At 44.8% G+C, this 25279-nt stretch carries 24 protein-coding genes; 6 read left to right on the plus strand and 18 right to left on the minus strand.

The window, feature by feature from the left end; genetic code table 11:
• The first annotated feature begins 63 nt into the window (after positions 1 to 63).
• Positions 64 to 1014 carry a 1,2-phenylacetyl-CoA epoxidase subunit PaaA gene (gene paaA, locus DES35_RS01495; RefSeq protein ID WP_114365604.1) on the plus strand — a complete coding sequence of 317 codons (951 nt, stop codon included), beginning with the start codon at positions 64 to 66 and terminating at the stop codon, positions 1012 to 1014.
• Positions 1015 to 1088: 74 nt separating this feature from the next.
• Here paaA and DES35_RS11775 read toward each other — a convergent pair whose 3' ends face one another.
• Genes DES35_RS11775 through DES35_RS01510 form a run of 3 tightly spaced genes read right to left on the minus strand, consistent with a single transcriptional unit; the run spans position 1089 to position 2867 of the window.
• Positions 1089 to 1412, minus strand: coding sequence for a DUF4842 domain-containing protein (locus DES35_RS11775; protein WP_114366008.1), 324 nt, complete (start codon positions 1410 to 1412; stop codon positions 1089 to 1091).
• Positions 1337 to 2497 carry an LruC domain-containing protein gene (locus DES35_RS01505; protein ID WP_114365605.1) on the minus strand — a complete coding sequence of 387 codons (1161 nt, stop codon included), beginning with the start codon at positions 2495 to 2497 and terminating at the stop codon, positions 1337 to 1339. Before DES35_RS01505 ends, DES35_RS11775 begins: the two co-directional genes overlap by 76 nt.
• A 13-nt stretch (positions 2498 to 2510) precedes the next feature.
• Positions 2511 to 2867 (minus strand): hypothetical protein, encoded by a 357-nt coding sequence (locus DES35_RS01510; protein WP_037357940.1) that lies wholly within the window; start codon positions 2865 to 2867, stop codon positions 2511 to 2513.
• 328 nt (positions 2868 to 3195) lie between these two features.
• Between DES35_RS01510 and glgP the strand changes: the two genes are divergently transcribed.
• The gene (gene glgP, locus DES35_RS01515; protein WP_114365606.1) at positions 3196 to 4902 is read left to right on the plus strand and encodes an alpha-glucan family phosphorylase; all 1707 of its coding nucleotides are present in this window, start codon (positions 3196 to 3198) and stop codon (positions 4900 to 4902) included.
• Between the two features lie 11 nt (positions 4903 to 4913).
• Here glgP and DES35_RS01520 read toward each other — a convergent pair whose 3' ends face one another.
• Positions 4914 to 5348, minus strand: coding sequence for an OsmC family protein (locus DES35_RS01520; protein ID WP_114366009.1), 435 nt, complete (start codon positions 5346 to 5348; stop codon positions 4914 to 4916).
• Positions 5349 to 5514: 166 nt separating this feature from the next.
• Here DES35_RS01520 and DES35_RS01525 point away from each other — a divergent pair, with 166 nt between their 5' ends.
• Genes DES35_RS01525 through DES35_RS01535 form a run of 3 tightly spaced genes read left to right on the plus strand, consistent with a single transcriptional unit; the run spans position 5515 to position 9689 of the window.
• Positions 5515 to 7125 carry a maltokinase N-terminal cap-like domain-containing protein gene (locus tag DES35_RS01525; protein ID WP_037357943.1) on the plus strand — a complete coding sequence of 537 codons (1611 nt, stop codon included), beginning with the start codon at positions 5515 to 5517 and terminating at the stop codon, positions 7123 to 7125.
• Positions 7126 to 7149: 24 nt separating this feature from the next.
• Entirely contained in the window at positions 7150 to 9051 is a 1902-nt protein-coding gene (locus tag DES35_RS01530; RefSeq protein WP_037357946.1) for a DUF294 nucleotidyltransferase-like domain-containing protein, read from the plus strand.
• Positions 9048 to 9689, plus strand: a complete 642-nt coding sequence (locus DES35_RS01535; protein WP_037357949.1) for a 3'-5' exonuclease — start codon at positions 9048 to 9050, stop codon at positions 9687 to 9689. The genes DES35_RS01530 and DES35_RS01535 overlap by 4 nt, the downstream gene beginning before the upstream one ends.
• Positions 9690 to 9748: 59 nt before the next feature.
• Here DES35_RS01535 and DES35_RS01540 read toward each other — a convergent pair whose 3' ends face one another.
• The 6 genes from DES35_RS01540 to DES35_RS01565 form a co-directional block, all read right to left on the minus strand.
• The gene (locus tag DES35_RS01540; protein WP_114365607.1) at positions 9749 to 11692 is read right to left on the minus strand and encodes an LruC domain-containing protein; all 1944 of its coding nucleotides are present in this window, start codon (positions 11690 to 11692) and stop codon (positions 9749 to 9751) included.
• Between the two features lie 220 nt (positions 11693 to 11912).
• Positions 11913 to 12569: a YggS family pyridoxal phosphate-dependent enzyme gene (locus DES35_RS01545; protein ID WP_114365608.1), complete on the minus strand. Its 657-nt coding sequence runs from the start codon at positions 12567 to 12569 to the stop codon at positions 11913 to 11915.
• Positions 12566 to 13915, minus strand: coding sequence for an FAD-dependent oxidoreductase (locus tag DES35_RS01550; protein ID WP_037357954.1), 1350 nt, complete (start codon positions 13913 to 13915; stop codon positions 12566 to 12568). The genes DES35_RS01545 and DES35_RS01550 overlap by 4 nt, the downstream gene beginning before the upstream one ends.
• Complete coding sequence (gene kynU / locus DES35_RS01555; RefSeq protein ID WP_037357957.1) at positions 13912 to 15183, minus strand: kynureninase; 1272 nt, start codon at positions 15181 to 15183, stop codon at positions 13912 to 13914. Before kynU ends, DES35_RS01550 begins: the two co-directional genes overlap by 4 nt.
• Before the next feature lie 54 nt (positions 15184 to 15237).
• Positions 15238 to 16122: a glucosaminidase domain-containing protein gene (locus DES35_RS01560; protein WP_037357960.1), complete on the minus strand. Its 885-nt coding sequence runs from the start codon at positions 16120 to 16122 to the stop codon at positions 15238 to 15240.
• Positions 16055 to 17050, minus strand: a complete 996-nt coding sequence (locus DES35_RS01565) for a 1-aminocyclopropane-1-carboxylate deaminase/D-cysteine desulfhydrase (RefSeq protein ID WP_084180131.1) — start codon at positions 17048 to 17050, stop codon at positions 16055 to 16057. Before DES35_RS01565 ends, DES35_RS01560 begins: the two co-directional genes overlap by 68 nt.
• 19 nt (positions 17051 to 17069) lie before the next feature.
• Between DES35_RS01565 and meaB the strand changes: the two genes are divergently transcribed.
• Positions 17070 to 18077, plus strand: a complete 1008-nt coding sequence (gene meaB, locus DES35_RS01570; RefSeq protein WP_244906310.1) for a methylmalonyl Co-A mutase-associated GTPase MeaB — start codon at positions 17070 to 17072, stop codon at positions 18075 to 18077.
• 131 nt (positions 18078 to 18208) lie between these two features.
• On the opposite strand, the gene hisIE is transcribed toward meaB, so the two are convergent.
• Genes hisIE through hisG form a run of 8 tightly spaced genes read right to left on the minus strand, consistent with a single transcriptional unit; the run spans position 18209 to position 25260 of the window.
• The gene (gene hisIE / locus DES35_RS01575; RefSeq protein WP_037357966.1) at positions 18209 to 18823 is read right to left on the minus strand and encodes a bifunctional phosphoribosyl-AMP cyclohydrolase/phosphoribosyl-ATP diphosphatase HisIE; all 615 of its coding nucleotides are present in this window, start codon (positions 18821 to 18823) and stop codon (positions 18209 to 18211) included.
• Entirely contained in the window at positions 18820 to 19578 is a 759-nt protein-coding gene (gene hisF, locus DES35_RS01580; RefSeq protein WP_037357970.1) for an imidazole glycerol phosphate synthase subunit HisF, read from the minus strand. Before hisF ends, hisIE begins: the two co-directional genes overlap by 4 nt.
• 4 nt (positions 19579 to 19582) lie before the next feature.
• Entirely contained in the window at positions 19583 to 20311 is a 729-nt protein-coding gene (locus tag DES35_RS01585; protein ID WP_037357974.1) for a 1-(5-phosphoribosyl)-5-[(5-phosphoribosylamino)methylideneamino]imidazole-4-carboxamide isomerase, read from the minus strand.
• Positions 20308 to 20895 carry an imidazole glycerol phosphate synthase subunit HisH gene (hisH, locus tag DES35_RS01590; RefSeq protein ID WP_037357977.1) on the minus strand — a complete coding sequence of 196 codons (588 nt, stop codon included), beginning with the start codon at positions 20893 to 20895 and terminating at the stop codon, positions 20308 to 20310. The genes DES35_RS01585 and hisH overlap by 4 nt, the downstream gene beginning before the upstream one ends.
• A gap of 33 nt (positions 20896 to 20928) precedes the next feature.
• Complete coding sequence (gene hisB / locus DES35_RS01595) at positions 20929 to 22044, minus strand: bifunctional histidinol-phosphatase/imidazoleglycerol-phosphate dehydratase HisB (protein ID WP_114365609.1); 1116 nt, start codon at positions 22042 to 22044, stop codon at positions 20929 to 20931.
• Positions 22041 to 23105 carry a histidinol-phosphate transaminase gene (hisC, locus tag DES35_RS01600; RefSeq protein ID WP_037357983.1) on the minus strand — a complete coding sequence of 355 codons (1065 nt, stop codon included), beginning with the start codon at positions 23103 to 23105 and terminating at the stop codon, positions 22041 to 22043. Before hisC ends, hisB begins: the two co-directional genes overlap by 4 nt.
• Positions 23102 to 24388, minus strand: a complete 1287-nt coding sequence (gene hisD, locus DES35_RS01605; RefSeq protein WP_037357986.1) for a histidinol dehydrogenase — start codon at positions 24386 to 24388, stop codon at positions 23102 to 23104. Before hisD ends, hisC begins: the two co-directional genes overlap by 4 nt.
• Complete coding sequence (gene hisG / locus DES35_RS01610) at positions 24388 to 25260, minus strand: ATP phosphoribosyltransferase (RefSeq protein WP_037357991.1); 873 nt, start codon at positions 25258 to 25260, stop codon at positions 24388 to 24390. The genes hisD and hisG overlap by 1 nt, the downstream gene beginning before the upstream one ends.
• Positions 25261 to 25279 lie beyond the last annotated feature (19 nt).

The following is a 25279-nucleotide window of genomic DNA, read 5'->3' on the forward strand; positions in this document are numbered from 1 at the left end:
ACAAAGCTGTTGAATCTACAGTTGTAATGATGTTAAATTTACACCCATTAAATAAAAGAGCAAATGCTTAACGAACAGGAAATGCTGGATAAATTTCAGCAATATGTAGATGGAGAAAATAAGGTAGAGCCCAAAGACTGGATGCCGGAAGCCTACCGCAAAACGCTTATACGCCAGATCAGTCAGCATGCGCACAGTGAAGTAGTTGGCATGCTTCCTGAGGCCAACTGGATCACAAGAGCACCCTCTCTGCGGAGAAAAATCACTTTGCTAGCTAAAGTTCAGGACGAAGCCGGACATGGGTTGTACCTGTATTCTGCAGTCGAAACGTTAGGTGTAAAAAGAGAAAAAACAATACAAGACCTATTGGCTGGCAAAGCAAAATACTCCAGCATTTTCAATTACCCCACGCTTACCTGGGCGGATATTGGCGCCATAGGATGGCTTGTAGATGGTGCTGCAATAGCCAATCAAGTGATGCTCTGCCGCACCAGTTATGGGCCTTATGCCCGCGCTATGGTGCGTATCTGCAAGGAAGAAAGCTTTCATCAGCGTCAGGGGTATGAAATTATGATGACCCTTGCCTTTGGCACTCCCGAGCAAAAAGCAATGGCACAAGATGCACTCAACCGCTGGTGGTGGCCATCACTGATGATGTTTGGTCCTTCAGATGACAATTCTCCCAACAGCGCTCAGTCAATCAAGTGGAAAATCAAACGCAAGACCAACGATGAGCTTCGTCAGGAATTTATTGACAAAACCGTACCTCAGGCCGAATACCTGGGATTAACCATTCCCGACCCGCACTTGAAATGGAACGAAGAGAGAGGACATTACGACTTCGGACCCATTGACTGGGATGAATTTTACAATGTAATTTCAGGCAATGGCCCCTGCAACAAACAACGTCTGGATGCCCGAATAAAAGCTCATGAAGAAGGTCGATGGGTTCGTGAAGCGGCAGCTGCTTATGCCAAAAAAGCAGCGCAAAGACAATTGGAAACTGTATCATAAATAAGTTTACGATTCCTCTATACAAAAAAATGCCGTCCGTGAATCGGACGGCTTCTTTCGTTTTAGGACGTTATTTATTGAGGTACCTGGTAAATTTTTTCCGGGTTTCTGTATCCAGGCAGATGTAAGTACCAGTCAGGATAGATGGAACCTACACTCTGCGCCCACTGAGAAAATTTCAGATGAGCATCCGTGATTTTGGCCTTTTCAACAGGATAGTCAAAAGTGCCGGATACATGTATGGCCCATGGTAGATTTTGTTTGTTTTTATAAAACTTTCCTGATGAGGGGTTTGAATCATCATCACCAGTTCCAAACAGATTCAGATCAGCAAGTGAAGTAGGCGGATAATCGGGTAAGTGAATTTCTCTTCCTCTTGCTGATTGGAAAAGATAAATGGATTAAAGCCAGTTAAATTGAGCTCTGCGATGGTATAGGAAGCTGTACTGAAAGTGATATTGATGGTTACAGTGGCCGGCTGTTGGTAAGCTGCACCCGGAGTCGTATTGACACCTATGGCTCCACCTCCGGGATGGGGCATTAGTTCATAAGCATTGTCAAATACGATAACTGTTGGAACGGCCTGTCCGGATTCCAAACCATTGCTTCCGAGTTGAATGAAATCTTCGGTTAAAATGCTGCCTGAAGCAGTGATCAGGGATTGATTGACGGTTGAATTGCCAAATTGAAAACCAAATCCATTTTTAAACCCTGCCCCAAAAGCTCTGAGTTTGAAAGTGGCTTTTATATCTTTAACCTTATTGGAATTGCTGGTGATTGCTGTGAGTTGATATTCGATCACCATATCGTTGAAGTCATAATCTCCATTGAAAGGCCATAAGTCTTCAAAGGCTAGGGTACCTTGTGCTACCTTGTTGGAAAAAGCCCTTTCAGAATCGTTGGGAAATTCATCTTGAGCGTCAGGTACTCCATCTCCATCGCTGTCGGCAGGTAAAGGTGCACAGGAGGTACCATTGCAATTCATCACATACCTAAAATCTGCAATACTAAAGGTTACAATTTGTCCATTTGTACCGGCTTTAGCAGAAATTCGCTGACTTTGCAAGGAAGTTAGCGTGTAGATGATCTGGAGGACTCCAGCTTTGCCTCCACCAATATTTTTTATGTTGTCAAATTTAAATCCCTGAAAAGGGTCGCTGCCCAAATTTGGACCAACAACAAGATTGCCACCCTTCATATTTCCGCTTAGGACTTGCAGGCTCATATTTGAGTAGGTACCTGGAGCGGCTTCTATTGAAAGGTGTGATAACTCTTTGCATTTAGGTCCTCCACATCCGTTGTGTGAGACTTGCAATACAATGGTATATGTGTTATTTGGATTGCAAACTACAGATTTGATGGTGGTAGAAAATCCTCCTCCATTTATTTTAGTGATATCACAGTTTTGTGACTGCGCTTTAACCGATTGGGATTCAGAAATTATTCCTATAAAAAATAAGAATGTGACAACTGCTTTTTTCATTTGTGAATATTTTTTAGTTAAGAGTGTATTGAATTTTGTTGTGTGTCAATTGAATTGTGTAGGTGTGTTCCAAAAATTCAACTATTACCACTTTTTGAAATGCAGGAAGTTGAATTTGTGTACTATACACCTGGTCTTTGTGAACAAAGGCTTTTTGCAATACTTTCCCATCCTGATCTTTAATCAATAAGACAGTAGAAGCATAAGGTGTTATTTCCAGCGTGTAATTTTTTGCCGAATTCCAATCGAAATTTCCATCCACTACCAATTGGTCAATATCTTGGGCTATTGGATCATTACCACCGATTTCTTTTTGACAGGAGAACAGACTTAAAGTAAGTAAGAGGATTAGTGTTTGGTGCTTTTTCATTTCATTTTATTTATAATAAGTATCTAAAACATGGTGCCAAAAAAAATATACATTGAAAATCAGTAATTTAAAAGTTGCTTTCTAATTAAAAGTTTCAAAAATGGAATTGTAAATTTCCAAATAATGGAAATTCTCTCAATTTGCAATTTTTAAAAAATGGAATGCTTTTAAGGACCAAATTTGGGTACATTTGGTCTTTATCCTGTATTTCTAAGTATACAGCTTTGATTGGTTTTATCCAGGGAAGGACAAAAGTGTAAAATTTACACTATAATAAAGAGTCTGGACCCAGCAAATTTTTAGATTTGCAGAACAAAAAAATCTATTCATGAATTTTCAGGACCTGCCTTACCTACCTGCAGGAGAGTATTCAAAGAGAGTTGCTTACTTTTCAATGGAATTTGCAATAGATCAATGCCTTAAAATTTACGGTGGAGGATTGGGCTTTTTGTCGGGCTCTCATATGCGGTCGGCATACGAGTTAAAACAAAACCTTATCGGTATTGGCATTCTATGGAAGTATGGTTACTACGACCAAAACCGAAATTCGGATCAAACCCTAAGGGTGGATTTTATCGAAAAAAATTATACTTTTTTGGAAGACACAGGAATCGTGATCGATGTACACATTTTCGACAATCCTCATGTAAAAGTTAAAGTCTATAAGCTCAACCCTGAGACTTTTCAGACCGTCCCGGTATATTTGCTATCGACCGATATTCCTGAAAACGACTATCTCTCACGCACCATTACCTATCGGCTGTATGACGATAATGAGCTTACCCGTGTGGCACAAAGCATCGTTTTGGGGCAGGGAGGTGCAAAACTGGTTGAATTGTTAGGTGGAGCAGATGTCTATCACCTGAATGAAGGACATGCTTTGCCGGCATTTACTTATTTGTACGGAAAGGCTCAAGACAAAGAGACCATATGTCGAAAATTTGTTTTTACCACACATACCCCTGAAAAAGCCGGTAACGAAGAACATTCACTAGACCTATTGAAAAAAATTAACTTTTTTCCCGGATGGACTGAGCATGAAATCAAAAAGATAACCCATCAGACCCCCGGAGTGGTCAACTACACACTTGTTGCCCTTAGATTGGCAAAAAGAGCCAATGCCGTCAGTCGCTTGCATGGAGAAGTTGCTCGTCAGATGTGGAGGGATTTTGAAGATATTTGTGAGATAGACCATATTACAAACGCTCAGAGCCTGACGTATTGGGGTGATGCCCCTATTCAGGCGGCCTTGGCAAATAAAGATTACGAGGCCATCGTCAGCAGAAAAAAGGAGCTAAAAAACGAGCTCTTTCGTGTAGTAGCCGACCAGACCGGAAAATTCTTTGATCCAGATGTAATTACCATTGTGTGGGCCAGAAGATTTGCAGCTTACAAACGTCCTGATTTGCTTTTCAGGGACCTTGACCGATTTATGGCTTTGTTGGAAAACAAAAAATATCCGGTTCAGATCATTTGGGCCGGCAAACCTTATCCAACGGATTATCGTGCCATTGATATTTTTAACCAAATCGTATACCTGACACGTCATCTGCCCAATGCTTGTATTCTGACAGGTTATGAGCTGGAACTGTCGCGGATTCTCAAAAATGGAACCGATGTATGGCTCAATACACCTCGAAAGCTCAGAGAAGCTTCTGGCACCAGTGGCATGACGGCTGCTATGAATGGGGCTGTCAACTTTTCCATCAACGATGGTTGGATGGTAGAATTTGGTCAACACCGGAAAAACTGTTATCTGATACCGGATACCACTGCGCCAGGTATTGTCGATATACAAGATAGGGAAGACTTTGAAAACCTATACAAGGTCCTGGAAGAAGAATTGCTTCCTGACTTTTATGAAGGTAAAGGCCAATGGAAAGAGGTAATGATGAATTCTATGACCGATGTGCTGAAATATTTCATATCAGATAGGATGGCAGATGAATATTATAAAAAACTGTATCATTTTAGTCCGGAAAAGGATTTAAATCAAGACTCCTCCAAAAAGAAAAAAACGCGAAGAGCAACTTGATTCTTTTTGTGTCAATGCTGCGTTTCGGTGTTGTGGATATGGATACGTATGCTTAATTCCGCGAACTGTCTGAACATATGCATTACTCCGCAATATTTTTCTTCCGATAGCTTTACGCAGCGCGTCAGCTTCTCCATGTGGAGATTCGTCCCGGTGAATGTGTATTCTATGATAACCTGGTGGTAATATTTCGGATGTTGTTCGGTAAGCTCACCCGTTACATCGATGGCAAATTCTCTGGTTTCTATTCTCATTTTCTTCATCAGCATCACTACGTCTATTGCAGTGCATCCGGCCAGGGAGGCGAGCATAAGCGGTTTTGGTCTAAGTCCTGCTGAAGTCCATTGGACAGATTGCCCCGTTTGAATCAATAATTTTTGCCCCTCGGGCATTGTGATTTCAAAGTTTTCGTCACCCAGCCAGGTGAGATGAATGTGATGTTTCATTTCGGAATGGATTGTTACAAGTACCAGCAAATTTCCTAAAATCCATTTGTCAAACATTTTTCACTGGCATGAAAAATTTTCTTCTAAACTTTTTGCCCGATACTGACTTTTGTCTTAACATAATCTTAGCACTTTTAGTATCATTGCAACAAAGACATGCAGTGGTATGAAGAAAGTTGTGAGCTTAAAACCCTGGTCTGAGGTTTGGAGCTGCGAGCAGTTTACACGTGAATTTACCCTAAACCTGCTGCCTGAATACCTGAAATCCTGTCGATGGTTTGGCAGTAAAACCGCAGCCGTAAAGCGCCTGGATGTGCGGCATGATGTGCGTTGGAATTTTTCCGATAGCCGGTTGTCGTACTTGCTGCTAATCGATGTGGTTCATTACACGGCCCATACTGATACGTATTTTTTGCCTTTGGTGTACAGAGCAGATGTGGAAGAGCCTGATGGCCGTGCTGTAATCTGCGAGTTGGAGCTGCCAGAATCGCGCGGATACATTGTCGACGCACTTTGTGATGATGACTTCAGGCAAGCCCTTTTTATCAACATCCTGAAAGAGAAAGAGCCTCCTGTAGGGCAAGGGCATTTGCGGTTTGAAAAAGGCAAAAAACTACAGGCTCCGGAAGTTATAGAATCACGACTGCTCAATGCTGAGCAGAGCAATACTACCTTGGTGTATAACGAAAGGTATTATTTGAAAATGTACCGGAAACTGTTCAGAGACACCAATCCTGATCTTGAAATCACCCGGTTTCTGAGCGAAGAAGCCGGATATAAATATTGTCCAACCTATGCGGGCTCTATCACCTGGAAGCGACCGGGATACTACGATGTGTCCTTAGGTCTTATGCAGAAGAAAATCGAAAACCAAGGCGATGCCTGGACTTATTTCCTTAGCAGAAATCTGGATACATTCCTGAAAGTTAAAGAATTGGATATCAGACCGGCTGACCTACCCAAAGTCCCACTGTACAAAAGCGAAAAGCCCGAAGACATTCCCGAAATCTTTCACAAAATCACGCCAGAGGGATTTTTTGGCGATATAGCGCTCCTGGCTCGTCGAACGGTGGAAATGCATATAGCCCTTTTCAGGGAAAAAACCAACAGAAATTTTTCTCCAACCCAGTTTAACCAGGACTATCAGGTTTGGCTGCTCAACAGACTGCTCTATCAGCTGGATAATCGTCTTAATCTTCTGGAAATCAATTATGACCGTTTGCCAGATCAGGGCAAGATCTGGGCTGCTGAAGTACAGCGAAACGCCGAACACATCAGAAACCGAATCCTGAATTTTGACTACCATACCCTTAACAGCATGCGAATACGAATACACGGCGATTACCACCTAGGTCAGGTACTGGTAAGCAATGGTGATTTTTTTATTTTGGATTTTGAAGGGGAACCCGAGAGCACCATCAGAGACCGAAAAGTGAAACAGCCTCCTATCAAAGATGTAGCAGGCCTATTTAGATCATTTCACTACAGCCTTTATGCTACGGTCTTTAATCATCCAGAAATCGGCCTACCACAAGAATTGCTTTTTGAAATAGCAGGAAGACTCTACAGAGCCATCACCTCGGTGTTTCTGCACTATTATACCTGGCAGGCTTTTGAGAACAATCTTGACATTGGTTACCGACCTGAAGTGGACTTTCTGCTCCGCTACCATGTATTTGAAAAGGCAATTTATGAGTTGGGATACGAACTCAATTCACGTCCGGAGTGGGTAGTGATCCCTCTGAAAGGAATTATGCAAATAATCAACAACGACTGATGGCAACTCCATAAACAATCAGGCATGCAAGAAAATCCTATCGCCAGCCGAATTTTTGAATTTCTGAGAAAATATCCACCTTATCACCAGGTAAAGACTACTCAGCTGCTGGAAATATGCCGCTCATCGGAGTTAACGTATTACCATCCAGGAGATGTAGTCTTCAAAGCTGGCGAATCGATCAGCAACAAGGTTTTTGTAGTTTATAAAGGCATGATCCACCTGAAGTGGCCTGATAGTCAGGAGGTCTTTGAGTCAGCTGAACCAGGTGATACTTTTGGAATTCGGGCAGCCTTCAGTGGCAATCCTTATGTACTCACAGCTGAAGCAGCCGAAGAAAGTTTAATCCTATCACTTAATCTTGAGCTCTTCAGGCAACTGATGAAGTCCGATGCCAAATTTTCATCCTACTTCGCTTCCGGCCTTGCCAGTGGCACTATGCTTCGCCACCATCAGTGGGAACAACTCAGCAAAGCCGGCAACAATCTGATCGATGACGCACTGAAGTTAGAAAACTTCTTTGACCACGAGCGAAAACCCATCACTTCTAGTCAGGCTGTTTCAATTCCGGAATTGGCAAAACTGATGATACAGCATCAGGTCGGCAGTGTGGTCATTACCAATGACGGTGGCCGTCCTATTGGCATTGTCACTGATAAAGATTTAAGAAAACTAATCGCTGCCGGGCAAGATCCCTGTCAACTGAAGTCTGCGGACATCATGTCGGGTCCAGTAATAACCATTGATAAAAGGAGCAGTTGGTCTGATGCCTACCTTACAATGGCAGAACACAGCATCAGACACTTGGTCATCACGGACGATGGTACACCCCACACAGTGGTCAAAGGCGTGATTTCTGAGCACGACCTGCTGCGTAACACCAGCATGCAGATGCTCTCTACCCTGAAAAAAATTAAATCAGCCCCAAATGTTGAAACCCTGGCCGAATGGCGCTCCGATGCTGAGCTTAAATTGAGAAAATTTCTCGATCAGGAAATAAATATGGATAACATTCTGCCATTGGCCAACAAGGTTAATGACCTGACTACCTGTCGTGCCATCGAATTAGCACTCAGTCAACTTGGTGAGGAAACTGCCTCTCTGACACCTGAAAATTGGTGTTGGATGGCATTGGGCAGCTTAGGACGCAGAGAGCAGGTGCTTCGTACCGACCAGGACAATGCTCTCCTGTATCTGGGAAGCGAACACTTTCGCGAATTGTTGATAAAATTTGCCACAATAGTCAACGATATCCTCGAAACATGTGGCTATGAAAAATGTCCAGCTTTGGTAATGGCTTCTAATCCGCAGTGGTGTCTTACCCTGGACGAGTGGAAGCGGACCTTTGAAAAATGGATCCGGCAGCCGGAACCAAAAGCCGTAATGTACACCACGATTTTTTTTGATTTCAGACCTGTGTATGGGAATTATCCAATAGCCATTGAACTGAAAAATTATATTTTAGAGCTTATTGAAAAAAATCAAAAATTCCTTTCCTATCTGGCTGCTAATGCGCTTTCGGCGCCTCCAGCTTTTACCCTCTTTAAGTCATTGGCTACCGAAGACAGTGGCGAGCATAAAGGAATGTTTGACTTAAAAGGCAGAGCCCTTGCACCTTATGCCGATATTGCGCGTATTTTAGCATATCAGCATAAAATCGCTGCTATCAATGATACGGCAGGAAGGTTTGAAACCATTGCAAAATTAGAACCGCACTATGCTGAGCTACTGCAAGATGCAGCCAAAGCTTTTAAATGGCTGCTAAAAATTAGATGGAAAAATGCGAACGGAAATCATACCGGCAGATATCTTTCCAAATCCTTTCTTTCGCCTCTCGACAGACAAATTTTAAAAAAGGCATTGATGCCTCTGCAGGAACTTCAATCAATAATTGAGACTCGATTTCAAACTCAATTGCTTCGATGAGCTTGCTGAAAAGAATTAAAAAACTTTTGATATCTAACGAGAAAACGGCACAGATTGACATCGAAAAAATTGCTGACGAAGATTTTGTGGTGCTCGATTTTGAAACGACCGGGCTTGATACTGCCAAAGACTCCATTGTGGAGGCTTGTCTATTGCCAGTGGAAAGAGGTTCGATCCTAATCCGAAATCAATTGTATCTGCAGATACAGTCAGATGACAACTCATTCAAAGCATCTTCAATCCACGGAATTTTACCATCAGACGGCATCATGGACCGGCGAGACAGCTTAATGAAAATTGCTAATTACGTAAACGGAAAATGGATGGTGGGCCACTGTGTCGGATTTGATTTTCTAATACTCAGCAATCATTGCAATGCACTAAACATATCGCTTAAAGTAAGAGGACTGATCGATACCCATCAGATGGCTATAAAACTGGAGAAAACAACAAATTTCTCAGGCGACGTTGTTCCATCAAACTATAGTCTGAAAAGCTTGTGCAAAAAATACAAAATTCCCCTTGAAGAAGAACACACGGCAACGGGCGATTCATTAGCTACTGCTATGCTCTTTATTAAGTTAATCAATCTTTACAAAAAGCGAAAGTATAGGGTCCCCGTCACAAGATTTGAATGATTGTAGGTAAAAAAATAACCGGGAATAATCCCGGTTCAAAGCTCCTTCCCGTAGGAGTTTTATCTGTAAATAATCAAATTGTTGTTTCTGTAGCCAGGTTTGTTTTCATACCAATCGGTTCGTTCGGTACCGATGGTGTTGACCCAGGTGTTAAAATGTAGATAGGCATCCCAAATTTTTGTTTTCTCTGTAGGTGGATTGAAATCATGGCTTACTAATATCGCCCATGGAAATCCGTCTTTGTTTCGGTAGGTTAGAGTACGTTGTTTGTTGGTAATGTCATCGCCTGTACTCAGCAGCGATAGATCTGCGAGTGCTGTTGGTTGCTTGCCTGAAAGGTGAATTTCGCGACCTCTGTTTCCATCTACAAAGGTAAAGAAGTTTAATCCACTTTGATTAAGGCTTTGAAGTGACTGGGGAGTATTGTATTTGATAGTGATAGTTATGGTATCGAAAAGTTGTTTAAAGGCGTTGTCAAACACAATCACAGTGGCCAAATTTTGGTTGGTTTCCAAGCCTTTGCTTGTAGCTGTGATGATGCCTTCTGTCAATCTTATCCCATCAACGCTTTGGACAACCGATTCGGCATAGGGCAATTGGAATCCGAAACCGTTTTTATATGAAGCTCCAATATGGTCAACAATAAACTTATATTCAGACTCAACAATTTGGTTTTGAGCATTCAGAATGTTTTTAAGGTTGAACTTTACAACCAGATCATTGAAATCGTAATCACCCAAATAAGGCCAGAGGTCCTCGAATGCTATAGATGAGTAAGAACCTTTAAAGGGTTGGTAGTGGTTAAATGCTTTGGTGGCATCATTTGGATATTCATCGATAATATCGGGTATGCCATCACCGTCGGTATCTGCGGGTGGCGCACCGGGAAGGGGTACGTTGGCCTGGCTGATGGCTGTGACAGGATTGGAAGATATAAAGTAAACAGCATCATTAAAGTCATTGTCACAAGAGGAAAGATCTCTCCTCAAGTCTTCAAATCCGATGGCAAATCGGTTGTATTGCGGAAAATTGAGCATTACCATATGCCGCTTCAGATTTTGATTTGGTTCAGGATTAAAGGTCGGATTTGAGTAAAATTTTATATTACCTGGTAATATGGTGGCACTTCCCCCGGGATTGGTAAATCCATTTTGGATGAGTACCCAGCCTATGGATTTGCCTGCCGGAAAACGACCGAGTTTTACCTTCATTCCCGGCAGAAGCTGTCCTCCACTACCATTCAGTGAGTAGTTGGGAAAAATAATTGTGATGGTATCAATTTGGGAAAGTGATGTGGGTGGATTTTGTGTGTCGTATATATAAAAGCCGAGTACATTTCTGTATCCCGCCCCTTCATGTACTACGGTCACATATACATCGGCCAATTCTGTAATCTGCACATCCGTTTGCACACCGGATTGGATATAGTGAGGGTTAAACTGTGGTACAGGTCTGTTTTCAGGCAGGGCATCGTTTACTGCTTTTAAAAAAGAGGAGGACAGCTGATCACCCGGATTTTCAAGATACGTGGGTAAACCAACGCTGTTGAATGGACCTATAAACTTATACACGATGCCATTATGCGTAATTGGGGCAGGTATGTTTTTCAGACGGGTGAAAGTATTTTTGGCAGGAGCAAAAAAATCGTAGTTGATAGTATTGTTAGCTACTGGGATTTCAATGTCTCCCGGGAGTCCGATGAAAAACGATTTCAGAAACACTGATTTCAGAGAAGAGGGCAGGTTGATGGAGGATTTGTACGTACCTTGAGCGTCGAGTCGAAGAGTCTGCAAAAGGCTGCCTCCTGAGTCGGGATTGTGAGTGAAAATTTTTACAATTGCACCGGCGTACTCGGGCTTTGCTGTCAATGTGATGCTTCCAGGCTTTACGGTCTCGAAGTCAAAGTTTAGGGCGGAAGTATAGGGCTGTTCATCAGATTGTTTCTTACAGCTTACCAATGCCACTGCCAATACTATGCTGAAAAGAATTGTTTTAAAACTCATGGCCCAGGGTTTTTTAAAATTCTCTATACCAAATGTTTGCTAGAAAGTAAGTTCATGATTATCAGAATTTAAGAGTTGACATCGAGTCCAATTTTTGGAAAGAGTGAAGTTTTTTAGACTTTTTGGTCTGGTCAAAAGACGAAATATAAAGATTCTGATCCATAGATTTTTAAGCATGACCTATGAAGCCTTTTGGCAAAAATGGTTGAAAATATTTTTGTTATCGGGAGCCGAAGACCGCACTGCCAATTCGTACCATATTACTGCCGCATTTCAGCGCAATCGGATAATCTCCACTCATTCCTATGGAAAGAACATCAAGTTGCAGCTCAGGAAATCGATCGGATAGCTGGGAAAATAAATGTTTCAGATGCAGAAATTCCCTTTCTACGGCCGATAGGTCATTGGTATTGGTGGCCATGCCCATTAGTCCGCGAAGCCTACAATTGGGAAATAGGTTCTTGGCCATTTTTTCGGTTAGTTGGTGACATTCCTCGTCATTCAGTCCGAATTTGGTTTCTTCTTTAGCAATATGAACCTGCAACAGAATGTCTATGGTGCGCTGATTTCTGGAGGCTTGTTTTTGTATTTCAGTCAGTAGTTTCTCACTGTCCACACTGTGAATCAGGTAAATAAAAGGGGCAATGTACTTGACTTTATTGGTCTGCAGATGTCCGATCATATGCCATCGGATGTCGTTGGGCAGTTGTGAGGCTTTATCGGTCAATTCCTGAACGCGATTTTCTCCAAAATCTCTGTGACCTGCCTGGTAAGCTTCCATAATTTCGGGTATGGATTTGAATTTTGAAACCGCTACCAGAGTCACGTCAGTGCCTATCTCATCTTTTATTCTTTTGAGATTTTCAGCAATGCTCATGCTTTGATTGCCTTTAGTTTCGTGATGATTTCATTTTCGATCTCCTCACTCTCCCAAATGGAGTGGATATCTGGCCTGTTCATAATGCTTTCCATGATTTGGTCGTGAATTTTTCCAAGCTTCAAAGCTTCTGAATAGCGAATGTGGCTAAAAGTGACCATGGAATAGAGCGGAGTCCACAAATCGGGGTATTTTTGTTGGATTCGTGCTTCAATTTTTTTCTGCAGCAGAAATTTTGGGTCTGCGGTGAGGTCTCGCATTTCGATAAAGTTTCGCATGGCAAGATCGGCAATGGCATCGGCATCGGGCTTGCGCAGTTTCTGGTATTCGTCCAGTGCTTTATCCCAATTGCTCTGGCTGTCGAGCAACTGAAACAATACTTCGACATCCTCAAAACCGCTGTTCATTCCTTGGCCGTAGAAGGGAACGATTGCGTGAGCAGCATCTCCGATTAGGGCTGTTTGGTTGCGTACCCAAGGATAGCATCGGATAATGCAAAGTGACGACACAGGGTTTTGCTGCCATTGGTTTTCAAAATCTGGAATCAAGGCCAGTGCATCGGAAAAATTTTCTTGAAAAAACTTTCTGGCTGTGTAGGCGTCTGTTAGAGTGGCGAACGAGTATTCACCTTCAAAAGGGAAGAACAGTGTGCATGTGAAGGTACCATCCAGGTTGGGCAAGGCGATAAGCATGTAGTCTTTTCTGGGCCAGATGTGAAGAGCATTGTTCTCAAGCAAAAATTGGCCATCAGGTCCGGCCGGTATATTGAGCTCTTTATAGCCATGGGAGATGTACTCCTGTTGGTAGTTAAATCGATCGGTTTTCATCATTTCGCCTCTGACACCGGAAAAAGCACCATCAGCTCCGAATATGTAGTCGGATTTTACTACTACTTCGTTGGAGGAGGAGTCCAGAAATTTGACTTCAGTTGTTTGGAAGTCCACTTCTACACATTTCCGGTTGAAAAAAAGTTCTACATTGTCAAAGGCGTCAGCAGCATTGAGCAGAGCGATGTTGAGTCCACCGCGGGACACGGAATAGATGGCTTGTCCGGGCTGGCCGTAGGGTTGTCTTACATATTCGCCTGAAGGCTGGTGAATGCCGCGGTGATACATGGGCAGGGCAATCCTTTTGATTTCCTGCTCGAGTCCCGCATCGCGCAGGGCCTTCCAACCCCGGTCGCTTAATGCCAGATTGATGGAACGACCCGCATAAACACTGGTCTTTCGTGGATCGGGTCGGCGCTCAAATACTTTGACTTTGTGTCCTCTTTTGGCAAAATAGATGGCCAGCAGGGCACCTACGAGTCCACCGCCCACGATGGTGATGTCTTTCTTCTGTTTCATTTTTGTTGCTCAATTACAGCGCTTTCAATGGTTTCAAGGGTTTTTTGGATATCGGAAAAACTGTTGTACAATGGTACAGGAGCCATGCGGATGACATCCGGATGTCGCCAATCGGTCACAATGCCGGCTTCTGTGAGCCTGTCAAAAACCTGCCTTCCGATACCTTCGAATACTACACTAACCTGGCAGCCTGAGTGTTCATTGGAATAGGGAGTCAATATGCGGATTCCGGACGAATGGGTGTCGTTGATTTCTTCAATGCCTCTGGCCAGCAGAGTGGTGAGTTTACGGCTTTTATTTCGCAGGGCTTCCCAGCCAGCTTGCCGAAACATGGGCAACGATGCCAGCAATGGTGTAAGGGAGAAGATAGGCGGGTTTGAGAGTTGCCATGCTTCGGCCGTGGGAATGGGCTGAAAGTTGTGTGGCATCTGGAAGCGTGTATCCTTGCAATGTCCCCACCAGCCTTCAAATCTGGGCAAAAGGCGATTGTGATGCCGCTGGTGGACGAAGATACCTGCTACAGCGCCCGGGCCTCCGTTGAGGTATTTGTAGCTGCACCAGGCCGCAAAGTCAACACCCCATTCATGAAGTTTCAACGGTATATTGCCCACGGCGTGTGCCAGATCCCAACCGACTGTATATCCCCTTTCTCGGGCAAAGGTGGTAATTTCTTCCATATCAAACACCTGCCCCGTGTAGTAGTTGACCCCTCCCATCAGCAGGAGAGTGGCTTCGTCGGCATATTTGTCGATATACTCCAGTATGGTTTCGTGTTTTAGAATACCTGTGTGCTTGTCGGCCGGAATTTCAAGTACTGCATCGGTGTAGCCATGAAACCGCGCATGGCTGTCCAGAGCGTAGTAGTCACTGGGAAAGGCCTTTGCTTCGCAGAGAATTTTGTAGCGGAATTTTGTGGGTCTGTAAAAGGACGCCATCAGCAGATGCAAGTTGGCCGTAAGGGTATTCATTGCCACGACCTCATTGGGTTCAGCCCCTGTCAAATAGGCCAGTTCGGCAGTAAACAACTCGTGATAATGCATCCATGGTCTTCGGGCATGGGTATGCCCATCGACACCCAGATTGGCCCAGTCGTCCAGCTCTTCAAGAAGATATTGCTTTGCTTTGATGGGCTGGAGTCCCAGCGAATTGCCGGTGAGATAGACTTTTTCTGTCCCGTCGGGGTTTCGTGGCAAGTGAAACTGAGAGCGGAATTCTTTCAGTTTGTCCTCAGCGTCAAGGGCGTAGAAATCTATAGTTTTCCATTGCATGCTTGCAAAAGTAGGATCAGCTACTGTTCATCAGCATGGTGGGCACGGGAATTCTCAGTTCTCCGGTTTGTATCCTCTTAAGTACAAGGTCGTACCTGGTTGGGGTTGTTCGCCGGCCGACATTCGGTTTCTCTTGTAGAGGTATTTGAGTTTAATGCCAAATTGCTGGCTGATGTGGTACATGTCGTCATCGGGTTTCACGGTGTAGGTTTTTACTTTTCGCGAGCTTCTTCTCTTTGGCTGCAAAAAGACGATGTCGCCGGCTTGCAGGGCATGTGCATAGTTGACTTCGTTGTATTTAAGCAGATAATCGACCCGTGTATCAAATTCCTTTGCGATGGATTCCCAGGTGTCGCCGGCTTGTGCGATGATGTATTTAATTCTGTTTTCGTGGTATTGAAGGCGGTTTTCCCCGGTCACTAAAGCACCCAAAGCCTCCCGGTCGAATTGATACAGCTGATTTTCCTCGATGATTTTGATAAGCAGTTCTGGATATTTGGGATTAGTGGCATATCCGGCTTCGCGCAGGCCATAGGCCCATGAGCGATAGTCCTCTATCGGCAACTCAAACAGCTTTTTGTACCGTGTTCGTTCGCTTAAAAACAAGGAGTGGTCCCGAAAGGATTCTTCAGCGGTTTTGTACTTTCTGAAGCATTCGTTTTTTTGGTCGTCGTCGTGGTAAACAGCCGGACCGTTCCACTCCCGATGGCATTTGATTCCAAAGTGATTGTTGGCCTCTACAGCTAACCGGCTTGTGCCATCGGCAGACTCCAGTATGGCTTGTGCCAGTTTGATGCTTGCCGGTATTTTAAAGGTTTTCATCTCTTCTATGGCGATGGTTTTATACCTGGCGATGTACTCCTGCCTTCGCTTATTGGCTGGTTGAGCATACAATTCCAGGGTGAGTACGCCCAAGATGAGCCACCAATGGTGCTTCATAAACAAGATTGTGGTTTTTGGCTTTAATTTGTGGCAAGATACCCAACATGCCTTGTAATCCTCCAGTATGAATCAACAAGTTTCTTACAGTCTCTGGTGAATTTTCCAATTCAAAAAATGCTCTAAAGGCTTTAGCAGTGTAGACAAGGTCAGTCATTATACCTGTTTGCCTGTAAAAATCATTGGCAAAAGTGAGCAGTCTTTCATCCCAGCGGGCATATCCTCCGGTGTGCTGGCTATTAAAGTAAACAAGATTTTCGGGCTGCTTGATGCCAAAGAGTTTGGTGTACTCCTCCATAAGTGCTTCGCCATGGGCTTTCAGTACCGGCACGGCTACCACTTTGGCCTTGGGTGCGGCAAGCGCTACACCGATGGCTGTGGTGAGCGTACCGGCAGCGAGCCATATTACCTGATAGGAGCTGAGTTGTGATCCGTAAGAGCTCTTCACCGATGCAACTCCTGCAGGGCCTTTTCCTCCTTCGGGAACGGTGATCCAGTTTTCATCTTCTGCAAAATCGTTTTTCCGCCTGGCAAATTCTTCTTTATTCAGCGAAATTAAATTCATGCCCAGCGATTTGCAGATATTCAGGGAGGACGTCATATGATAAGCCCCCCTTACAAAAGCTCTGCATGGTATTCCAAGCAATTTTGCAGCATAGGCTGTAGCTACTAAATGATTGGAATAAGGGCCTCCGAAAGTTTGGAGTCCTTTTTTTCGCTCCTGGCATGTGCACAAAAAGCGCCATAGTTTTCTGAGCTTATTTCCGGAAATAACGGGGTGAATCAGATCGTCTCTAAGCACCTCAAATTGCCTGCCTCGGAAGGAAAAAGATTGAACGGGAACTGACCGAAGGCGACCGATGAAATGTTCTAAAGATTCTGCCACTAACTTAAAGGATTGCTGAAAGTCATTGCAAAATTCAGTCATTCTTCACATAGATTTGGGCGTGATTAATCCGCAGTATAAATATCAACCTTCCGAAGTCCCCTCTGTACAAGAGCTGTATGCGGCTATAGCATCTGGCGATCGCACAGCATTGGCCAGAGCCATTAGTCTGCTGGAGAGTACAAATCCCACACATCGCTCTGTGGCAGCAGAGCTTGTTGAGCTTTGCACCAAATACCCGCGGGATACCTATCGTATTGGAGTATCGGGTGTGCCCGGAGTAGGTAAAAGTACTTTTATTGAAGCTTTTGGCAATTATTTAATTGATGAATTTGGCTTCAAAATAGCCGTCCTGGCCATTGATCCGAGCAGTCAGACAGGAGGGGGCTCCATCCTGGGCGATAAGACCCGCATGCCAAAGCTTGCCTCACGTAAGGAAGCATTTATCAGACCATCACCTTCGGGGAATCAGTTAGGAGGAGTGAGCCGAACTACCCGGGAGTCAATGCTGTTGTGCGAAGCTGCCGGCTATGATTTTATTTTGATTGAAACTGTGGGTGTAGGGCAGAACGAAACCGCAGTATATCATCTTACTGACTTTTTTATGGTTCTGATGCTGGCCAATGCTGGAGATGAATTGCAGGGAATCAAACGCGGAATTTTAGAATTGGCTCACTTAGTGGTCATTAACAAAGCTGACGGCGACAACATTACTTCGGCCCGTCGAGCAGCCGCCGAGTATGCCCGGGCGCTGCATCTGCTTCAGGAGGCTCCTTCTCAATGGTCGCCCAGAGTGTGTACTGCAAGTGCTTTAACCGGTGCTGGTTTGACTCAGATCTACGACTTTATGGACCAATATCAGCGATTGACGCGGGCCAATGGCTATTGGCATCAAAACAGACTTCGGCAGCTATCGTATTGGTTTGATCAGGCAATGTCAGCATCCTGGCAGTTTTTTCTGCAGAAACATCCCGATAAGTATCAAAAGTATAAAGAGCTCAAAGACAAGGTATCCCAGGGTGCAATGGATCCCTTTCTCGCAGCAGAGGAAGTCTTCTCCACTCTGTAAAAGCGCATTTCAATGCTCAGTGGCAGAGAGATGAGGCGCCGAAGGTGTAATTGGCCGAGAGGTTGTGCACTTCCGCGATCCTTGCATCTGTTTAACTTTTTTACCGGTGTGGATATCCTCACCGGGGAGCACTAGGAATTTTTTGCACCTTCTTTGGCCATATGCCTGTTTTCCAGTACAGAAATCACGTGCTTCAGATTCCTGCCTTTTGACTGGAGCAATATCAGAAAATGAAACAAAAGGTCTGCTGCTTCATGGAGAAATGTATCATCAGCATTATTAGACACGGATTCTATTACCAGTTCTACGGCTTCTTCGCCTACTTTCTGGGCTATTCCGGGCAAGCCCCTGGCGAAAAGGTCAGCTGTGTACGAATGTGTTTCAGGCTGTAGCCGGCGTTTGGCGATAATATTTTCCAGCTCGTACAGAAAGCTGTTCCCTTCATCGCCGAAACAGGACATGGTGCCTGTATGGCAAATGGGCCCTTCGGGCTCGGCAAGAACCAGCAGACAATCCTTGTCGCAGTCCAGCATTACATTTTTTACCTTGAGGATATTGCCGGAGGTTTCCCCTTTTGTCCAGAGGCGTGACTTACTCCGGCTGTAGAAGGTGACCATTTCAGTTTCAAGGGTCTTAACCCACGCTTCTTCATTCATATAGCCAAGCATGAGAACTGTTCCGGTCAGATGGTCTTGCACAATCGCGGGAACAAGACCGTCCATGTACTTGTCAAAATTTGGCTTCATCGTCTTACAGGTATTTTTTGTTGAAAAAGGAATTCTTTAATCTGCTGAATGGTAAAATTTTCGTAGTGGAGTATGCCGGCTGCCAGAGCGGCATCTGCCTGTCCTATGGTGAAAACTTCTGCAAAGTGGTGAAGAGCTCCGGCTCCTCCTGAAGCTATTATGGGCACTTGGACCAAAGAAGCTGCTTTTTTAGTCAGCTCGATGTCAAATCCAGCCCGTGTACCATCCCGATTCATCGATGTGAGCAATATTTCACCTGCACCTCTGTCTACACCTTCTTGAATCCATTGAACAGCGTCTATATCAGTGGCCATAGTACCTCCTTTGAGATACGCAATCCATTGGTACGGTGCGATTTGACGTGCGTCTACGGCCAATACGACGCATTGACTGCCAAATTCTTTGGCCATATCGGTGATGAGGTCTGGATTTAGGAGTGCTGCAGTATTGATTGAAATTTTATCGGCCCCGTGATGAAGCAATGCAGCAGCATCTGCCACACTTTTTATTCCACCACCCACTGTAAAGGGTATGCTGATGCAGGATGCTACTCTGTATACCAGCTCAATCAAGGTTTTTCGCCCTTCGAGGGTCGCTGTAATATCCAAAAACACCAATTCATCCGCACCTTCCGAAGCATAGCGCGAGGCGAGTTCTACCGGATCTCCGGCATCTCTCAGGTGCAGAAAATGAGTCCCCTTCACGGTGCGACCGTCTTTTACATCCAGACATGGAATGATTCTTTTTGTCAGCATATTTTTAAGCGTTTGATAGCAACCAGGCCTTTAACTCATGTAATTGAATGGTACCTTCATACAAGGCTTTGCCTACAATGGCCCCCCAAAGACCTGCTTCTTTAAGGCGGTCCAGTTCACTTACGTGATGGATTCCCCCACTGGCTATAAGTTCTAAGTCGGGAAAGGTGCTCAGCACTTCGTTGTAGATGTCGGTAGAAGTGCCGGCAAGCATTCCATCGCGCGATATATCTGTACAGAAAAACCGCCGGATACCTTTGGCTCTGTATTGAGCTATGAAGTCCTTTAAGGTTATTTCTGATATTTCAGTCCAGCCTCTCACTGCGAGTCTATGTTCTTTTATATCAGCGCCGGGCATAAATCGGTCTGGACCAAATTGTTCGATCAACTGCAGCATCAGTTTCTGATTCTTTACAGCGAGAGTACCTACAGAAACCCTTGTAGCACCCGCAGCAAGAACAGCAGTTACATCCTTCTCTCCGGTAATGCCCCCACCGAAATCGATTTCCAGACCTGTATGAGTAGCGAGTTGCTCCAGCACTTTCAGATGAGTGATTTTGCCCAATCGGGCACCATCGAGATCTACCACATGTAGGTAATTGATTCCTGCTGCCTCAAACTGTCGGGCTACATATACAGGGTCTGCATGGTAGGTTATGGCAGTACCATAGATGCCCTGCGACAACCGCACACATTTTCCATCCATCAGGTCTATTGCGGCAAATACTTTCATGTCTTCAGTCTTAGGAAGTTTTTTAAAATCTGTAGTCCTGGTTCAGCTGATTTTTCCGGGTGAAATTGTACACCTCTGAAATTTAAGTGCCGTACAGCAGCTGAGTAGCTGATTCCATATTGGGCCTCTGCTATGGTACGGTCTCCTGTCTCCAGGTAATAACTATGCACAAAATATTGAAATTCTAGTTTTTTTAGCCCGAAAAAAAGCTCATCCTCAGCAAACTTCACGCAGTTCCAGCCGATCAAAGGAACTTTAAGTTTGGATGAAAATTTTTTTACTCTTCCTGCTATGATGTTTAAACCATCGGCATTTCCCTCATCCGAGCTTGTGCAGAGCAGTTGCATACCGAGGCATATTCCTAGAAATGGCTGTTGCAAAGAGCGGAGTATATGGTCTAAGCCTTTTTCCCGGAGATAATTCATAGCAGATGAGGCTTCACCCACTCCAGGCAGTATCACTCGGTCAGCTTCTGCAATTTTGCCCGGATCATCGGTAATAACATAAGAGGCGCCTAATTTTTCCAAGGCAAATTTTACTGAAGTGATATTTCCTGCATTAAACTTTACTATTGCTACACTCATGCTCTTGTCTTTGATTGAAAATGGGTTTGTGATTTACAATACTCCTTTGGTGGTGGGCAACTGAAAGTTGCCTTTTTCACGTCTGATGGCCATCTTCAAAGCTCTTCCAAAAGCTTTGAAAATACTTTCTGCTTTGTGGTGTTCGTTTTTGCCTTTGGCCCGGATCAGCAGGTTGCATGCAGCTGCATCGCTAAAAGACTTAAAAAAGTGATACAACATTTCTGTCGGAAAATCGCCAATTTTTTCCCTCCGGAATTTTGCTTTCCAGACTAGCCATGGTCTGCCGCCAAAGTCTATTGCCACCAGAGCACGGCAATCGTCCATAGGCAATACAAATCCATATCGCTCCAAGCCCGATTTATCGCTCAAGGCTGCTTTAAATGCCATTCCCAGAGCGAGTGCCGTGTCTTCTGCGGTGTGATGTTCGTCGATGTGCAGATCGCCTTTGGCAGCTACCGACAGATCGATACCGGAATGTTTGGACATTTGCTCGAGCATGTGATCTAAAAACCCAATGCCGGTGCTAATCTGGTGGGCCTGCCCGCTGCCGTCAAGGTTAATTTCGACGGTGATATCTGTTTCAGCAGTTTTTCGACGAATTGCGGATTTACGGGGTGGCGAAATCAGAAACTCCTCTATTTCCTGCCAATGACCGGCCGTGAGTGCAATGGGCAGATGACTGCTCTCAGCAGCTTCGCTGTTATTAATGAGAATGGCTTTGCATCCGAGGTTTGCAGCCAGCTGTGCATCGGTGAGTCTGTCGCCTATCACAAAGGAGTTTTCCAAGTCATATTCTCCTGTTATGTAGCGCGTAAGCATAGCGATGCCGGGTTTTCTGGTGGGCAGATTTTCTTCAGGTCTGGAGCGGTCTATGTGGACTTCACTGAAATGGATGCCCACAGATTCCATAGTTCGTAGGATCAGCTGCTGAATGGGCTGAAATCTCTCTTCGGGATAGGTGTCTGTACCCAGGCCATCCTGATTGGTCACCATCACCAATCGATATCTTTCGGATTTGGCAATACGGCTTAGGGAGGTCAGCATTCCGGGCAAAAAATCGACCTGTTCAAAGTGGTCGATTTGAAAGGTAACTGGTGGCTCTTTTACCAGTGTACCATCTCTGTCGATGAAGAGAATTTTTTCTTTCATGGATCAGTGGTTGTATCTATTTCCTTAAGCGCTTGTACTAAATGCAGAACTTCTTCAACAGTTCCAACAGTGATTCTCAGGCAGTTTTGGCAGTTGATTTCTTTTGAACGGTTGCGGACAATAATGTGTCTCTGTCCCAGCAAGCGATACACTTCGTCAGCATTGTCAAATCGGACCAGCAGGAAGTTGGCATCCGATGGAAAGATATGTTTTACTCTGTTTAACTGGGATAATTCACGGGTCAGCAGCTGGCGGTTTACTTTGACTGATTCTTTGATTTTCAATGGGTAATCATGGTTTTTCAGCGCTTTAACTGCCATTTCCATCACCGGAGTGCTCAAATTATAGGGTAGTTTTACTTTGTTCATTGCCGAGATCACTTCGGGATGCGCTATGGCTATACCTACTCGCAGTGCAGCCAGTCCCCACAGTTTAGACAGCGTTTTCAGTACTATCAGATTCGGATGGTGCAGCACCTCCTGTGCCCAGGAAGTGCTTTCAGCAAAATCCATATAGGCTTCGTCCATCACCACTACTCCTTCAAAGTGTTGCAGAATTTCCAACACTCGCTGGTGATCCATGAGGTTACCGGTTGGATTGTTGGGGGAGCATAGAAAGAGCATCTCGGCTCCTGTTCCCTGCCGGATGATTCCGGGTACATCAGGCTGGAATTCATTATCAAGGGGCACCTTGATCACATTGAGCTCATAGATTTCTGCCAAAACTTCATACATTCCATAGGTTGGTGGTAAAATGACCACACCGCTATGACCAGGTGTGCAGAACACTTTCATCAGCACATCGATAACTTCATCGCTTCCGCTTCCGCAGAAGAGCATGTCTGCCGGAAGTTCTAACCTATCGGCCAGTACAGCCTTCAGTGCTTTGTGGCTAGGGTCGGGATAGCGATGAAGGTCTTTGGCCACAGGTGAACCAAAGGGGTTTTCATTGGCGTCCAGAAAGATGCCTTGTGTGCCCTTGTATTCGTCTCTGGCAGTCGAGTAGGGCACCATACGGCGGATATGAGGCCGCATCAGTTTACGTACATCTAAGTTTTTCATGTATACAATGCCTTTAGTCTGATTTCCACTGCCATGGCATGTGCTTCCAATTGCTCAGCTCTGGCCATGTGCACGATGGCCGGGCCGATCTGCTTAAGACCACCTTCTGTGATGTGTTGGAAGCTAATTTTTTTTACAAAGCTGTCAAGCGAAACCCCGCTGTAGACTCGGGCATACCCATTAGTAGGCAAGGTATGATTGGTGCCGGAGGCATAGTCACCGGCACTCTCCGGTGTGTAAGCACCTAAGAATACAGAGCCCGCATTTGTAATTTTTTCTTCATACCATTGGTGATCAACAGAGTGAATTATAAGGTGTTCCGGTGCGTATTGATTGGAAAAGGAAATCATTTCTTCTCTGCTTTTAAAGACGATGCACCGGGAGTTTTTCAGAGAGGCCTCAGCTATTGCTTTTCTGGGTAATTTTTGAAGCAGATGCTCCAAAGCTGCCAGTACATCCATGGCCAGTTCAGGGCTATCGGTCAGCAGTATCACCTGCGAATCAGTTCCATGCTCAGCCTGAGAGAGCAGGTCTGATGCCACAAATGCCGGATTGGAGCCTTTCTCTGCCAGCACAAGTACTTCCGACGGACCAGCAGGTAGATCAATTGCGACTCCGAATCTCTGAGCCTGAAGCTTTGCCTCGGTCACATACTGATTTCCCGGTCCGAAAATTTTATCCACTCTGGGGATGCATGCTGTGCCGAACGTCATGGCTGCTATGGCCTGAGCTCCTCCACATGCTCGTATCTGGTTCAATTTTAGGCGTTCAGATACATATAGAATTTCATCAGCAATTCTCCCGCTCTTGTCTGGCGGTGTACATACCACAATTTCTTTGCAACCCGCTATCTTAGCAGGAACCGCCAGCATTATAAGAGTAGAGAAGAGAGGTGCCGTACCTCCTGGTATGTACAGACCTACCCGCTCAATAGGTACAGACCTTCTCCAACATTCTACACCTGGTATCGTTTCAACTTTGGCGACGAATTCTGCCTGGGATTGGTGAAACTTATCAATATTGGATATCGCCAGCTCGATTGCCTCTTTTACCTCTTGCTTGATTCTGCCAGCCGCCGTAGACATCATTTCCCGACTTACCAACAGCGAGGAAGCATCAGGATAATCAAATTTTCTTGTGTACCTCAGCACAGCCTTGTCTCCTTCCGTTTTTACCTCCTCCATGATGGTTTTTACTATTTGGCTGAGGTCATGACTATCAAATGAAGCTCTTTTGCAGAGAACATCCCACTGTTCTCGTTTTGGATTTACTACTAGGTTCATCATTCAATCATTTTTTCAATCGGTATTACTAAAATTCCTTCAGCTCCCTGGGTTTTGAGCTCTTCGATGATGTCCCAGAAGCGGTCTTCCTGCACAACGGAGTGCACAGAACTCCAGCCTTCCATAGCCAGGGGAAGTACCGTAGGACTCTTCATCCCAGGTAGTACGCGGAAGATGGACTGGAGTTTTTCGTTTGGGGCATTGAGAAGGATGTACTTGTTGTTCACGGCTTTTTTTACCGCCTGAATTCTGAATATCAATTTTTTCAGAATTTCTTCTTTTGCCTCTGTAAGTGTTTTGTTTCCCACCAGCACTGCCTGGCTTTTCATCACCACCTCTACTTCTTTCAGTCCGTTAGCCAGCAGGGTGCTTCCCGTGCTTACCAGGTCGCAGATGGCATCGGCCAGGCCGATGCCAGGTGCAATCTCCACTGAGCCGCTGATGGGGTGTATTTCTGCTTTCACCCCACGGTGATGAAGAAATCCGCTGAGAATGCGTCCATAGCTTGTAGCGATACGCTTTCCCTCAAGCCATTTCAGACCATCGTATGCCTGTTGCTTAGGCACAGCGATGCTGAGCCTGCACTTTCCAAAACCTAGCTCTTCTAGTATCCTCACGTCCGAGCCCTTCTCTGCCAGCACATTCTGACCCACAATGCCGATGTCCGCTATACCATCCGTTACATATTGAGGGATGTCGTCATCTCTGAAAAAGAATACTTCAACCGGAAAATTTTCAGCTTCCACTTTCAGTTTCCCCGAACCGTTAAACAGCGATATACCACACTCTTTCAGCAGTTTTACAGAGTCTTCGTGCAGTCTGCCAGATTTCTGCAACGCCAGGGTAAGTTTGATGTCCTTCTTATTGCTCATGAATCTGTGAGTTGTCTGT

The sequence above is a fragment of the Schleiferia thermophila genome (assembly GCF_003337435.1).
In the GTDB taxonomy this organism is placed as follows: domain Bacteria; phylum Bacteroidota; class Bacteroidia; order Flavobacteriales; family Schleiferiaceae; genus Schleiferia; species Schleiferia thermophila.